General features: G+C 68.4%; 13 protein-coding genes. 10 read left to right on the top strand and 3 right to left on the bottom strand.

The window, feature by feature from the left end; genetic code table 11:
• Positions 1–52 precede the first annotated feature (52 nt).
• The 8 genes from OID54_RS30665 (at position 53) to pssA (ending at position 9156) form a co-directional block, all read left to right on the top strand.
• Complete coding sequence (locus tag OID54_RS30665) at positions 53–964, top strand: TetR family transcriptional regulator (RefSeq protein WP_329024821.1); 912 nt, start codon at positions 53–55, stop codon at positions 962–964.
• Between the two features lie 424 nt (positions 965–1388).
• Entirely contained in the window at positions 1389–2726 is a 1338-nt protein-coding gene (ccrA, locus tag OID54_RS30660; RefSeq protein WP_329027874.1) for a crotonyl-CoA carboxylase/reductase, read from the top strand.
• Positions 2727–2734: 8 nt separating this feature from the next.
• Positions 2735–4777, top strand: coding sequence for a protein meaA (locus tag OID54_RS30655; protein WP_329024820.1), 2043 nt, complete (start codon positions 2735–2737; stop codon positions 4775–4777).
• Positions 4774–5739 (top strand): HpcH/HpaI aldolase/citrate lyase family protein, encoded by a 966-nt coding sequence (locus OID54_RS30650; RefSeq protein WP_329024818.1) that lies wholly within the window; start codon positions 4774–4776, stop codon positions 5737–5739. Before OID54_RS30655 ends, OID54_RS30650 begins: the two co-directional genes overlap by 4 nt.
• 4 nt (positions 5740–5743) lie before the next feature.
• Entirely contained in the window at positions 5744–6289 is a 546-nt protein-coding gene (locus OID54_RS30645) for a MaoC family dehydratase (protein ID WP_329024816.1), read from the top strand.
• 4 nt (positions 6290–6293) lie between these two features.
• Entirely contained in the window at positions 6294–7499 is a 1206-nt protein-coding gene (locus tag OID54_RS30640) for an acyl-CoA dehydrogenase family protein (protein ID WP_329024814.1), read from the top strand.
• 168 nt (positions 7500–7667) lie between these two features.
• On the top strand, positions 7668–8315 hold the full coding sequence (locus OID54_RS30635; RefSeq protein ID WP_329024811.1) for a phosphatidylserine decarboxylase: 648 nt from the start codon (positions 7668–7670) through the stop codon (positions 8313–8315).
• Positions 8302–9156, top strand: a complete 855-nt coding sequence (pssA, locus tag OID54_RS30630) for a CDP-diacylglycerol--serine O-phosphatidyltransferase (RefSeq protein ID WP_329024810.1) — start codon at positions 8302–8304, stop codon at positions 9154–9156. Before OID54_RS30635 ends, pssA begins: the two co-directional genes overlap by 14 nt.
• Positions 9157–9264: 108 nt before the next feature.
• Here the strand turns inward: pssA and OID54_RS30625 are convergent, their stop codons facing one another.
• Positions 9265–10398: a glycerate kinase gene (locus tag OID54_RS30625; RefSeq protein WP_329024808.1), complete on the bottom strand. Its 1134-nt coding sequence runs from the start codon at positions 10396–10398 to the stop codon at positions 9265–9267.
• Positions 10399–10591: 193 nt separating this feature from the next.
• Between OID54_RS30625 and OID54_RS30620 the strand changes: the two genes are divergently transcribed.
• On the top strand, positions 10592–11311 hold the full coding sequence (locus tag OID54_RS30620; protein ID WP_329024806.1) for an SIR2 family NAD-dependent protein deacylase: 720 nt from the start codon (positions 10592–10594) through the stop codon (positions 11309–11311).
• Positions 11312–11377: 66 nt separating this feature from the next.
• Here OID54_RS30620 and OID54_RS30615 read toward each other — a convergent pair whose 3' ends face one another.
• On the bottom strand, positions 11378–11872 hold the full coding sequence (locus tag OID54_RS30615) for a methylated-DNA--[protein]-cysteine S-methyltransferase (RefSeq protein WP_329024804.1): 495 nt from the start codon (positions 11870–11872) through the stop codon (positions 11378–11380).
• A 58-nt stretch (positions 11873–11930) separates the two neighbouring features.
• Positions 11931–13412 carry an AlkA N-terminal domain-containing protein gene (locus tag OID54_RS30610; RefSeq protein WP_329024802.1) on the bottom strand — a complete coding sequence of 494 codons (1482 nt, stop codon included), beginning with the start codon at positions 13410–13412 and terminating at the stop codon, positions 11931–11933.
• A 223-nt stretch (positions 13413–13635) separates the two neighbouring features.
• Between OID54_RS30610 and OID54_RS30605 the strand changes: the two genes are divergently transcribed.
• On the top strand, positions 13636–14262 hold the full coding sequence (locus tag OID54_RS30605) for a TetR/AcrR family transcriptional regulator (RefSeq protein ID WP_329024800.1): 627 nt from the start codon (positions 13636–13638) through the stop codon (positions 14260–14262).
• Positions 14263–14299 lie beyond the last annotated feature (37 nt).

Raw genomic sequence — 14299 nt, 5'->3', positions numbered from 1 at the left:
GCCTGCCGAGGGCGTCCGCACGGGCCTCCCGAAGGCGCGCCCTCCTGCGCGGATGCAGTACGTTCGGGGCATGCCCCAGCCCTCCGACCCCAGTCGTCGGTCACCCCGTCCGAAGTCCGCCGCAGACGCTCCCGAAAGTGCCGCGGGCAACCGCGCTGCCGCCCAGCGGCTCAAGATGCGTCGAGAACTGGCGACCGCGGCCATGGAACTGTTCGCGACCAAGGGGTACGAGGCGACCACGGTCGACGAGATCGCCGCTGCGGCGGGAGTCGCCCGGCGCACATTCTTCCGGCACTTCCGATCCAAGGAAGAAGCCATCTTCCCGGACCACGACGACACCCTGGTGCGGGCCGAGGCGGTACTGAACGCGGCGCCGGCGCACGAGCACCCGTTGGACACCGTGTGCCAGGGGATCAAGGAAGTCATGCGGATGTACGCGGCATCGCCCGCCGTCTCCGTGGAGCGCTATCGACTGACCCGCGAGGTGCCCACCCTGCGGGAGCGGGAGATCGCGTCGGTGGCCCGCTACGAGCGGTTGTTCACGCGCTATCTTCTGGGCCACTTCGACGAGCGTGACCACCACGACGGCAATGACGATCCCCTGCTGGCCGAGGTCGCCGCCTCGGCGGTCGTCACCGCGCACAACCATGTGCTGCGCCGTTGGCTGCGCGCGGGCGGCGAGGGCGATGTGGAAGCACAACTCGACCACGCCTTTGCCATCGTCCGGGAGACATTCGGCTCGGGGATAGGAGCCGGGCGAGCCAAGGTCGGCGAGCCGGGGGCGGACACCGCCGCGGACGCGGCTTCGGGGACGCACGCACAGCAAGGTGCCACTGCCCGTGGCGGGGCGTCCGCCGTGGTGACCGGCCAGGACAAGGTGCTGGTGGCCGTGGCCAGGACCGATGCCCCGCTGGACGATGTGATGCGCACCATCGAGCGCGCTCTCCTGGAGCATCGGAGCTGATCAGCGGCCCGTACGGGCCGCTGACCCACCCGGCGACCAGTGCGTCGCCTATGACCTTCCAGACACACAGCAGGGGCCATCCCACCAGGGGTGGCCCCTGCTGTTGCTCATTCGTGTCGCCGGGATGACACTTGAGAGAAATTAGTGGCACGCAGTGTCTTGTCACTTGGCACACCGTGCCATAGCGTGAAGAACGTCCGGGCGGCCGGCGTGCAGAGACCTTTCGTACGCCGGCTGTCCCAGCAAGCCATCGAGCTAGCGCCCGGACGCCTGCGTCACAGGCTCCCGCCGCGCCCACCCGCGCTGCCCCAGGCACCACCCGCCGAACCGACGGCACACCTCCACAGCAGAACGCCCTCAATTCCGCATTCCGCGGGGCATCTCCCCCTGGACTTCCCCGATGCGCTTGGCCGGAGGCAACACCGTGAAGGAAATCCTGGACGCGATCCAGTCGGCGGACACCACGCCGGCCGACTTCGCCGCGCTGCCCGTGCCCGAGTCCTACCGCGCGGTGACCGTGCGCAAGGACGAGACCGAGATGTTCGCCGGATTGGCGACCAAGGACAAGGACCCCCGCAAGTCGCTCCACCTCGATGAGGTGCCAGTGCCCGAACTGGGCCCGGGCGAGGCGCTGGTCGCCGTGATGGCCTCGTCGGTGAACTACAACTCTGTCTGGACGTCGATCTTCGAACCACTGGCGACCTTCGCCTTCCTAGAGCGGTACGGAAGGCTCTCGGAGCTGACACGACGGCATGATCTGCCGTACCACGTCATCGGCTCCGACCTCGCGGGCGTGGTGCTGCGCACCGGGCCCGGGGTGAATGCCTGGCGGCCGGGCGACGAGGTCGTGGCCCACTGCCTCTCCGTCGAGTTGGAGTCGTCGGACGGACACAACGACACCATGCTCGATCCCGAACAGCGCATCTGGGGCTTCGAGACCAACTTCGGCGGCCTCGCCGAACTCGCTCTCGTCAAGTCGAACCAGCTGATGCCGAAGCCCGCGCACCTCAGTTGGGAGGAGGCCGCGGCTCCCGGTCTGGTGAACTCCACCGCGTACCGGCAGTTGGTCTCCCGCAACGGCGCCGGCATGAAGCAGGGCGACAATGTGTTGATCTGGGGCGCCAGCGGTGGGCTCGGTTCGTACGCCACGCAGTTCGCCCTCGCCGGTGGGGCCACCCCCATCTGTGTGGTCTCCAGCGATCAGAAGGCCGAGATCTGCCGGGCCATGGGTGCCGAGGCGATCATCGACCGCACCGCCGAGGACTACCGGTTCTGGCGGGACGAGCACCACCAGGACCCACGGGAGTGGAAGCGGTTCGGCCAGCGCATCCGTGAACTGACCGGCGGCGAGGACGTCGACATCGTCTTCGAACACCCCGGCCGGGAGACCTTCGGCGCCTCCGTCTATGTCACCCGCAAGGGCGGCACCATCGTCACCTGCGCCTCGACCTCGGGCTACACCCATGAGTACGACAACCGCTACCTCTGGATGTCCCTCAAGCGGATCATCGGCTCCCACTTCGCCAACTACCGCGAAGCCTGGGAAGCCAACCGACTGGTGGCCAAGGGCAAGATCCACCCCACGCTCTCCCGCGTCTACTCCCTGGAGGAGACCGGACAGGCCGCCTACGATGTGCACCGCAACCTTCACCAGGGCAAGGTCGGCGTCCTCGCCCTCGCGCCCCGCGAAGGTCTCGGAGTCCGCGACCATCAACTGCGCGCCGAGCACCTCGACGCCATCAACCGCTTCCGCAACGTCTGAGGTCGCTGATGACCGATCGTCGCAAGGACCGGCCATGGCTGATGCGCACCTACGCCGGCCACTCCACCGCCGAAGCCTCCAACCAGCTCTACCGGCGCAACCTCGCCAAGGGACAGACCGGACTCTCGGTCGCCTTCGACCTGCCCACGCAGACCGGATACGACCCGGACCACGTCCTGGCCCGCGGCGAGGTGGGACGCGTCGGAGTGCCCGTCTCCCATCTGGGGGACATGCGGCGGCTCTTCCACGACATCCCGCTCCAGCAGATGAACACCTCGATGACCATCAACGCCACCGCCATGTGGCTGCTGGCCCTCTACCAGGTGGTCGCGGAGGAGCAGGGCGCGGAGGTCACCGGGCTCCAGGGGACCACGCAGAACGACATCGTGAAGGAGTACCTGTCCCGTGGGACGCATGTCTTCCCACCGGGCCCCTCGCTCCGGCTGACCACCGACATGATCACGTACGCGGTGGCCAACATTCCCAAGTGGAACCCCATCAACATCTGTAGCTACCACCTCCAGGAGGCGGGGGCCACGCCCGTCCAGGAGGTCTCCTACGCCATGTCCACGGCCATCGCCGTACTGGACGCGGTCCGGGACTCCGGACAGGTCGCACCGGAGCAGTTCGGCGACGTGGTGGCCCGCATCTCGTTCTTCGTGAACGCGGGCGTGCGGTTCATCGAGGAGATGTGCAAGATGCGCGCCTTCTCCCGCCTCTGGGACCGCGTCACCCAGGAGCGCTACGGCATCGAGAACGCCAAACAGCGCCGCTTCCGCTACGGCGTCCAGGTCAACTCGCTGGGCCTGACCGAGGCGCAGCCGGAGAACAACGTGCAGCGCATCGTCCTGGAGATGCTCGCCGTGACCCTCTCCAAGGACGCACGGGCCCGCGCGGTGCAACTCCCCGCCTGGAACGAGGCGCTGGGTCTGCCGCGCCCCTGGGACCAGCAGTGGTCGCTGCGCATCCAGCAGGTGCTGGCGCACGAGTCCGACCTCCTGGAGTACGAGGACATCTTCGCCGGTTCGCACGTCATCGAGGCGAAGGTGGCCGAACTGGAGGAGGCGTGCTCCATCGAGATCGACCGCATCCAGCAGATGGGCGGTGTGATGGCGGCCGTTGAGTCGGGCTACCTCAAGTCACAACTCGTCGCCTCGCACTCCGAACGTCGGGCGAGGATCGAGGCCGGCGAAGAGAAGATCGTGGGCGTCAACATCTTCGAGTCCACCGAGGACAATCCGCTCACCGCCGATCTCGATGCCGCGATCATGACGGTCGACCCGGCGAACGAAGCACGCGTCGTCGCCGCGCTCCACACCTGGCGCACCGAACGCGACGAACCCAGGGCCACCGCGGCCGTGGCTGCGCTGAAGAAGGCCGCAGCGGGGACGGACAATCTGATGCCGGCCACCGTGGAGTGCGCCCGGGCCGGTGTCACCACCGGGGAGTGGGCATGGGCCCTGCGCGAGGTGTTCGGGGAGTTCCGGGCGCCGACCGGAGTGGCGGGAGCCCCCCTCGCGGTGGCGGGGGAGTTGGGACCCGCCCTGTCGGCCGTACGCGAGAAGGTGGCCCTGACCGCCGATGAACTGGGGGTGGGGCGGCTGCGGCTGCTGGTCGGCAAACCCGGGCTGGACGGACACTCCAACGGCGCCGAGCAGATCGCGGTGCGGGCTCGTGACGCCGGCTTCGAGGTGATCTACCAAGGCATTCGTCTCACGCCCGAGCACATCGTGTCCGCCGCCCTGGCGGAGGACGTGCACTGCGTGGGGCTGTCGATCCTCTCCGGATCGCACACCGAGTTGGTACCCGATGTGCTGGCGCGCCTGCGCGCCGCGGGCGCCACGACCCCGGGGCCGGGCGGACCGGGAGACACTCCGATTCCGGTGATCGTCGGCGGGATCATCCCGCAGGGGGACGCGGTCGCCCTCAAGGCGGTGGGAGTGGCCGCGGTCTTCACACCGAAGGACTTCGGCATTACGGAGATCATCGGCCGTATCGTCGATGTGATCCGAAAAGCGAACAAGCTCGACCCTCTGGAGGTTTCCGCATGACCCGGTCCGTGAACCGTCTGCGTCCGCGTCGTTCGTGCCTGGCGGTGCCCGGCTCCAACCCGCGCTTCCTGGAGAAGGCCCAGGGGCTCGCGGCAGACCAGGTCTTCCTCGACCTGGAGGACGCCTGTGCTCCCCTGGCCAAGCCGGAGGCGCGCCACACCATCGTGAAGTTCCTCAACGAGGGCGACTGGACCGGCAAGACCCGGGTGGTACGGGTCAACGACTGGACCACCGAGTGGACGTACCGCGATGTGGTGACCGTCGTCGAGGGCGCGGGCCACAACCTGGACTGCATCATGCTGCCGAAGGTGCAGGACGCCCAGCAGGTCGTCGCGCTCGATCTCCTGCTCACGCAGATCGAGAAGACCATGGGCCTGGACGTCGGCCGGATCGGCATCGAGGCGCAGATCGAGAACGCCAAGGGCCTGGTGAACGTGGACGCCATCGCCGCTGCGTCCCCGCGCATCGAGACGATCATCTTCGGCCCCGCCGACTTCATGGCATCGATCAACATGAAGTCCCTGGTGGTCGGTGAACAACCGCCCGGCTATCCCGCGGACGCCTACCACTACATCCTGATGCGCATCCTGATGGCCGCTCGGACCCACGACCTCCAGGCGATCGACGGCCCCTACCTCCAGATCAAGAACGTGGACGGCTTCCGCGAGGTGGCGGGGCGCGCCGCCGCCCTGGGCTTCGACGGCAAGTGGGTGCTCCACCCCGGGCAGGTCGAAGCGGCCAACGAGGTCTTCTCGCCGTCGCAGGAGGACTTCGACCACGCCGAACTGATCCTGGACGCGTACGACCACTACACCTCGGAGGCGGGCGGTCGGAAGGGCTCCGCGATGCTCGGTGACGAGATGATCGACGAGGCGAGCCGGAAGATGGCCCTGGTGATCTCCGGGAAGGGCCGTGCCGCCGGGCTGAGCCGCACTTCCGTGTTCGAAGCTCCGGAGGGATGAGCCCATGCAGTTCGGCCGGACCTACGAAGAGTTCACTGTCGGCGATGTGTACAAGCACTGGCCCGGGAAGACGGTCACCGAGTACGACGACCACCTGTTCTGTCTCCTCACGATGAACCACCACCCGCTCCACCTCGACGCCCACTACGCCGAGAACTCCACCGATTTCGGGAAGAACGTCGTCGTGGGGAACTACGTCTACTCACTGTTGTTGGGCATGTCCGTGCCCGATGTCTCGGGGAAGGCGATCGCCAATCTGGAGGTCGAGTCACTACGACATGTGGCCCCCACCTTCCACGGGGACACGATCTACGGCGAGACGACCGTCCTCGGCAAGACGCCGTCGAAGTCCAAGTCGGACCGCGGGATCGTCTCGGTGGAGACCCGCGGCCACAAGCAGGACGGCACCCTCGTGTGCGTCTTCCGACGCAAGGTGATGGTCCCGACCGAGGCGTACATCAAGGAGCGCGGCGGGGAGCAGCCCGGCCGTCCCGTGCCCCTCTCCCCCATCGACAAGCCCGCGGCCACCGCCGAGAAGACGGAGAAGTGACGCCATGAGCCGACTCGCCCAGACGCACGGGCTCACCGACGTCCAGGAGGAGATCCTGGCGACGGTGCGTGACTTCGTCGACAAGGAGATCCTTCCCGTCGCGACGGAGTTGGAGCACCGGGACGAGTACCCGCAGCAGATCGTCGAGGGGTTGAAGGACCTGGGTCTGTTCGGCCTGACGATTCCCGAGGAGTACGGCGGTCTGGGCGAGTCGCTGCTCACGTACGCCCTGTGCGTGGAGGAGATCGCCCGGGGCTGGATGTCGGTGTCGGGGATCATCAACACCCACTTCATCGTGGCGTACATGCTCAAGCAGCACGGCACGGAGGAGCAGAAGGCGACCTTCCTGCCACGGATGGCGTTGGGCGAGGTGCGCGGTGCGTTCTCCATGTCGGAACCCGCGCTCGGCTCGGATGTGTCGGCCATCACGTCGAAGGCGGTGCGGGACGGCGACGACTATCTGCTGACCGGCCAGAAGATGTGGCTGACCAATGGTGGTACGTCATCCCTGGTGGCCGTTTTGGTGCGCAGTGACGAAGGACACCCGGCCACCGCGGCGCCGCACAAGTCGATGACGACCTTCCTGGTGGAGAAGGAGCCCGGGTTCGGCGAGGTCCGTCCGGGACTGACGATCCCGGGGAAGATCGACAAGATGGGGTACAAGGGCGTCGACACCACCGAGATGATCATGGACGGGCTGCGCCTGCCTGCGGATCGTGTGTTGGGAGGGGCCACCGGCCAGGGTTTCTACCAGATGATGGACGGGGTCGAGGTGGGCCGGGTCAATGTTGCAGCGCGTGGTTGTGGGGTCGCCCAGCGCGCCTTCGAGCTGGGGATCTCCTACGCACAACAGCGGCATACCTTCGGCAAGCCGATCGCCCAGCACCAGGCGATTCAGTTCAAGCTGGCCGAGATGGCCACCAAGGTCGAAGCGGCCCATGCGATGATGGTGAATGCAGCACGCAAAAAGGACTCTGGGGAACGAAACGACCTAGAGGCCGGCATGGCGAAGTACCTCGCCTCGGAGTACTGCAAGGAAGTCGTCGAGGACGCCTTCCGCATCCACGGCGGGTACGGCTTCTCCAAGGAGTACGAGATCGAGCGCCTCTACCGTGAGGCGCCCATGCTGCTCATCGGTGAAGGCACCGCCGAGATTCAAAAAATGATCATTGGTCGTCGACTGCTTGAGGAGTACCGATTCCAGGGGTAATTGTCGCTTTTGGGTTGATTCGTTCGCAAACAAGATCACACCTGATCAACACGTTTCGATCGTCGACTCGGCTGCTGGCTTTCCCAGTTGCGGCTCGCAACCGATAGCATCGACGGAAAGCCGCCATCCCCGTTGCCAGCGCGGCCTCATCCGCTACGAAGGTCATCCATGCCCCACAGCCAAACCTCTGCACCTCGCGGCCGTGTCCGCCTCGCACGCGGAGCATCGCCGTGGCTTCTGCCGACCGTCGCCACTGCCGCACTCAGCCTGGCCCGTGCGCGCCACTCCCGGCGCGCCGCCGCCATCGCCGTGCCCACCACCGCGCTTGCGGCGGGGATGCTGTGGTTCTTCCGCGACCCCGAGCGTGAGATCACCCAGGGAAGGGTCATCTCACCCGCCGACGGTGTGGTGCAGAGCATCATGCCGTGGAAGGACGGCCGCACCCGCGTCGCGATCTTCATGAGCCCGCTCAACGTTCATGTCAACCGCGCGCCGCTGGCCGGAACGGTGACATCCGTCGAGCACGTCCCCGGCGGCTTCGTCCCCGCGTTCAACAAGGAGAGCGAGAACAACGAACGCGTTGTCTGGCACTTCGACACCGAACTCGGCGACATCGAGATGGTGCAGATCGCGGGGGCCGTGGCCCGTCGCATCGTGCCGTACGTGCCCCAGGGCACCAAGGTCGAGCAAGGCGATCGGATCGGTCTGATCCGCTTCGGGTCACGCGTCGACATCTACCTTCCCGAAGGTGTCGACGTCGCGGTCGAAGTCGGGCAGACCACGACCGCGGGGGTGACTCGCATTGACCGTGATTGATCCAGAGACACAGGCCGGCTGGGTCGCCGAGGCGGAGGACGAGGACGACGCGGAGGAGATGCCGCTCTCACTGCGGCTCTCGATAGCGGACACCCTCACACTCGGCAATGCGACCTGCGGATTCATGGCGGTGTACTTCACCACCACCGGAATCCTCATCCCGCATCTCACCGGCAGCCAGGAATCGGGCATGGCGCGGCACAGTGCCGCGACCGCCGTGATCCTGATGCTGCTGGCCGCGATCTTCGACCTCTTCGACGGACTGGTGGCTCGCAAGCTGCGCAGCTCGCCGATGGGTGCGGAGCTGGACAATCTCTCCGATCTGATCAGCTTCGGTCTGGCCCCGGCCTACTTCGTGCTGGTGTACGGAATGGTCGCGGAGGACGCCCACCCACAGGTCTCGGCGGTGGCCGCGATCGTAGTGCTCCTGGCGGTGGTGCTGCGGCTCGCGCGGTTCTCGTGCGTGACGATGAAGGACGGCATGTTCCAGGGGATGCCCAGTCCCTTCGGTGCACTCACCGTCGTCTCCATCGTCCTGCTGGAGCTCCCGTTCATTCCGACGCTGCTCGCGATCATCGGTACGGCGTGGCTGATGGTGAGCCGGGTCGAGTACCCGAAGCCGCGAGGAGTCCTCGCGGTGGCGATGCTGGGCTGGATAGTGTCCGCGATGGGCTTGCTGGCCGCATGGGCCTTCGATGCGCCGGGCGGACATCTGCTGCTCCAGACGGGCTGTGCGCTTCAGGTGGTGCTCGGTGCGGTGATACCGCTCTTCGCCACCGCGCGGCGGGTCAACACCTTCCGTGACAATCGCCGCGAGGCACGGGCGGCACAGCACCTCTAGTACGTACTGCACAGAGGGTGAGGGCCCGGACACCAGGTGTCCGGGCCCTCACCCATGTCCGGGGCACCCTTTGTGCCGACCGCAACCCGTTGCTGGGGGCGCCGGGGGTCAGCTCAGCAGGTCCCGCGCCAGCGTCGCGGCCACGTCCTCTAGGAGCGGGCCGGCCTCATGCATCGACCGCGCCGGGTCGGGCTCGCGCTCCAGCAGGGAGTACGCCCGCTGAATGCCCAGCCCGGCCAGTTCCTCCGCGGTCAGCTCCAGCCGACCGCAGACGGCGACCACCGGGACGCCCCCGGCGCGTGCCGCCGCAGCTACCCCTGCCGGTGCCTTGCCCTGGAGGGTCTGCGCGTCCAGTGCACCTTCGCCCGTGATCACCAGCGTCGCTCGGGACAGTGCCCCGTCGAAGCCGACCACATCGAGAACCACCTCGATGCCCGGCCTGACCCGCGCCCCGAGCACGGTCAGAGCCGCATAGCCGACGCCACCCCCCGCGCCCGCACCGGGCGTGTCCACCGCCGCAGGCCCGAGCAGGGACGCATAGTGCACCAGGCCCGCGTCCAGGGCCGCGATCTGATCGGGGGTGGCTCCCTTCTGGGGGCCGTAGACGTAGGCGGCCCCTTGTGGGCCGGTGAGCGGGTTCGCCACATCGCTGGCGAGGATCAGTTCGGCCGCGAGGATTCGAGGGTCGAGATCATGGAGGTCGACGTCGGCCAGGGTGCTCAGCGCTCCACCGCCCGGCCCCGGCGGGGCGCCGTCCCGGGTGCGAAAGCGTGCGCCGAGTGCCGTGAGCATGCCGATGCCGCCGTCGGTGGTGGCGCTGCCGCCCACTCCGAGGACGATGCGGACCGCGCCCGCGTCCACGGCGGCCCGGAGGAGCTCCCCGGTACCGAAGGTCGTCGCCGTCATCGGCGCGCGGACCCCGGCGGGGAGTCGCTGGAGGCCCGACGCCTGTGCCATCTCCAGGACCGCGGTGCCGTCCCGCAGGGCGTAGCTCGCCATCACCGGATCGCCGAGCGGTCCGCAGACCCGTGCGTGGTGCGGGGCGAATCCGGCTGCGATCGCGGCGGCGACGGTGCCTTCGCCGCCGTCGGCGACGGGCAGCGCCTCGACGATGAGGTCCGGAAGGACTCGCCGCAGCCCGATCGCCACGCGTTCGGCGACCTCCACCGCGGTGAGCGAGCCCTTGAACTTGTCGGCCGCGACGAGCACCCATGGTGGTCGGACCACCGCACCGTTCGTCACTTCGCATCCCTTGCCGTTGCACAGGCAGCCGCGTCGCTGCCGACCCTATCCGGCACCTGGTGGCACCTTCCGGCACCGCGGAACCCGGTGTCGGGCCTGGAGTGTGGCGGGCCGTGGGATCGCCGCACTCCAGGCTCGGCAAGGGGGCCGAAATGGGCTCGCGGCACCCCGGGGCGCTGCGTACGCTCGCCGCATGACTCTCGTGGCCATCCTCAGCGGTGCCGGCATATCCACGGACTCCGGCATCCCGGACTACCGCGGACCTGGCGGGCTGTGGCGGCGCGACCCCGAGGCCCAGAAGCTCGTCACGTACGACGCGTACATGGCAGACCCCGACGTGCGTCGGCGCTCCTGGCTGATGCGCCGCGACAGCAGCACCTGGCGGGCGGAGCCGAATGCGGCGCACCGGGCGGTGGCCCGGCTGGAGGGGCGTTCGGGACACGCCGTCCGGGTGATCACCCAGAATGTCGACGGCCTTCACCAGCAGGCCGGTACGCCCGAGCGCAAGGTGCTGGAACTGCATGGTTCGGCTCATACCGTCGTCTGCACCCGTTGCGCGGCCCGTTCGACGATGGCGGAGGCGTTGGAGCGGGTGGCCGCCGGTGCGGAGGACCCTGCTTGCCTCGCCTGTGGTGGGATCCTGAAGTCGGCGACGGTGATGTTCGGTCAGCACCTCGACCCGTCGGTGTTGGCCGCGGCGATGAGCATCGCCAAGGCCAGTGAGGTGTTCATCGCGGTCGGCAGCACGCTCCAGGTACAACCCGCTGCCTCCCTGGTCGGGTTGGCGGCCGAGCACGGAGCCCGGCTGTGGATCGTGAACGCGGAACCGACGCCGTACGACGCATTGGCGCACGAGGTGATCCGCGAGCCGATCGGGACCTCGCTCCCCCGGCTCCTGGAGCAGTTCGACTGACGGCAGGAGACTTGTTCCAGGGATGCGGGCCCCTGCGGTGCCCGCATCCGGTTGCTGGGCCGTGTCCTAGAAGAGGGAGTCCCCGGGGGGTCCCGATTCGAACTCCAGCAGTTGTTGTTTGCGCCCGAGCCCGCCGCCGTACCCGGTGAGGTTCCCGGAGGAACCGATCACCCGATGGCAGGGCACGATGATCCCGACCGGGTTCTTTCCATTGGCGAGGCCGACGGCCCGGGAGGCATTGGCGTTGCCCAACTCCTGGGCCAGTTCGCCGTAGGTGCGCTTCTGTCCATAGGGGATCGCCAACAGCCGCTGCCAGACGCTGCGTTGGAAGGGCGTTCCGTCGAGGTGCATCGGCAGGTCGAACTCGGTGAGTTCCCGGGCGAAGTACGCCTCCAACTGCCGGGCGGCCTCGGTGAAGGGTGCGGCGTCCGGATCGCCGAAGGTCTCCTGGGCTGGCCGGTGGCGTTGCTCGGTCATGTACAGGCCGCTCAGCACGCCGTCGGTCGCCACCAGGGTCAGCGGACCGTAGGGGCTTTCGATGGTCGTGTGCGCTCTGGTCATGGTGCTTTCCTCGTCTTCCGCGGTCGTTCCGTCTCCCCAGGTCGTGCGGTCTCACGCCTCATGCCGGGAGGTGGTTGATGGGGTGGTCGTCGGTGGCCCAGAGGTACTGGACGGCGTACGCCCGCCAGGGCCGCCAGGCCGCCGCATGGGCGGTGAGGGCGGCCGGGGTGGCGGGCAGGCCGAGGTCGGCTGCTGCTCGACGCATGCCGAGGTCGCCGGGGAGGAAGGCATCCGGATCACCGAGGGCGCGCATGGCGATCACTTCGACCGTCCAGGGGCCGAAGCCCGGCAGTGCGAACAGTCTCGCCCGGGCCTCGTCCCAGTCGCTGTCGAGGCCCAGTCGGAGCGAGCCGTCGGCCAGGGCGCCGACGAGGGTGGTCAGCGTGGTGCGCCGGCTCCGGGGCAGCGCCAGGGCTTCGGGGTCGAGGCCGGCCAGGGCCGCAGGAGTCGGGAAGAGATGGGTCAGTCCGCCTTCGGGGTCCTCGATCGGCTCGCCGTGGGCGGTGACCAGCCGGGCCGCATGGGTGCGGGCCGCTGCGGTGGACACCTGCTGACCGAGCACGGCCCGGACCGCGAACTCTGCCGCGTCGACGGTCCGCGGCACCCGTCGTCCAGGGGCCTTGTCGACGAGCGGGGCGAGCAGCGGGTCCGTACGCAGTTGGTCGTCGACGGCGATGGGATCGGCGTCGAGGTCCAGCAGCCAGCGGCAGCGGCTGATGGCGATCCGCAGATCGCGGGAGTCGGTGAGGGAGAGCCGGCAGGCGATGTGGTCGGGGCGGGGTGAGAGGGAGACGATCCCCTGGCCGTGCGGTAGGCGCAGGGTGCGCCGATAGGCACCGTCCCGCCACTCCTCCACACCGGGGACCGCGGTGGCGGCGAGGTGCCCGAAGAGGTTCTCGGGGTTGAGGGGGGCGCGGAACGGCAGCCGTAGGGAGATCACTCCGGGGGTGCGGGAGACCCGGTCATCGCCGGTGCGCCGGCTGGCACGGGTGCGCAGCTCTCCCGGGGTGAGGGCGAAGACCTCGCGCACGGTGTCGTTGAAGGAGCGGATGGAGGCGAATCCGGCGGCGAAGGCGACCTCGGCCATGGGGAGGGCCGTGGTCTCGATCAGCACGCGGGCGGTCTGGGCACGCTGGGCCCGGGCGAGGGCGAGCGGGCCCGCGCCGAGTTCGGCGTTGAGTTGCCGTTCGATCTGGCGGGTGGAGTAGCCGAGCCGGGTCGCCAGTCCCGGGACGCCTTCGCGGTCCACCACTCCATCACCGATCAGCCGCATGGCGCGGGCGACGGTGTCGGCGCGGGCATTCCATTCGGGCGAGCCGGGGCTGGTGTCGGGCCGGCACCGCTTGCAGGCGCGGAAGCCGGCCTGCTGACAGGCGGCGGCGCTGGGGTAGAAGGTCATGTTCTGGACCTTCGGCGGTACGGCGGGGCAGCTGGGACGGCAGTAGATCCGGGTGGTGAGCACGGCAGTGAAGAACCAGCCGTCGAAGCGGGCGTCCTTCGACTGGACGGCGCGTACGCAGCGCTCGGTGTCGGTGTGCATGACTCAAGCATCCGTCACGGGAAGGGTCGGCGGCTGGCGAGAAAACGACATGGACCTTCGACTGCCTGGGGTTGTGATGTACGGGTTGTGATGTACGCGTCAGCCCGATGCGGTGGCTGTCGTACACCCCGACTGAGCGGGGCGTCGACCGAGGGGCACCCTAACTCGATCTTTAGCCCGTGCGGGCGTGGGCCTGGTGATCCGGGGCGTACGCTCCTTGCCCATGGGTGACACGGGCGGTCTTCGGGAGCGCAAGAAGCAGCAGATGTACCGACGGCTCTCGGACACCGCCATCGCCCTCTTCGTCGAGCGGGGCTTTGAGCAGGTGACCGTCGCCGAAGTGGCGGCCGTGGTCGACGTGTCCAAACCGACCCTCTTTCGGTACTTCCCCACGAAGGAGGACCTGGTGTTGCACCGCCTGGTCGACCACCAGGGGGAGGCGGCCCGGGTGGTGGCCGACCGGGGCGCGGGCCGTTCGGTGCTGGAGGCGCTACTGAAGCACTTCCTGGCGGGGCTGGAGCGGCGGGATCCGGTGACCGGCCTGAACGACGAGGCCGAGGTGCTCGCCTTCCATCGACTGCTCTACGGGACTCCTTCGCTGCTGGCGCGGCTCCATGGTCATGTGGAGCGGGACGAGAACGCGCTGGCCGCGGCTCTCGGCGGGGAGTCGGACGGTGTCGGGCGACTGCTGGCGGCAGGGCAGATCGTGGCGGTCCGCCGCATCCTGGCCCAGGAGAACTGGCGGCGGATCTCGGCGGGTGCGAGGGCGGACGACCTCTGGCCGGAGGCGGTGGCAGCCGCGGAGGCGGCGTTCGCCCAGTTGGAGAACGGTCTGACCCATCTTGGGTGACCATATAATTTAACCGAGTTACAAATCTTTCCGAGTT

Source organism: Streptomyces sp. NBC_00690 (genome assembly GCF_036226685.1).
Taxonomy (GTDB): domain Bacteria; phylum Actinomycetota; class Actinomycetes; order Streptomycetales; family Streptomycetaceae; genus Streptomyces.
This window is presented reverse-complemented; position numbering and strand designations above follow the sequence as displayed.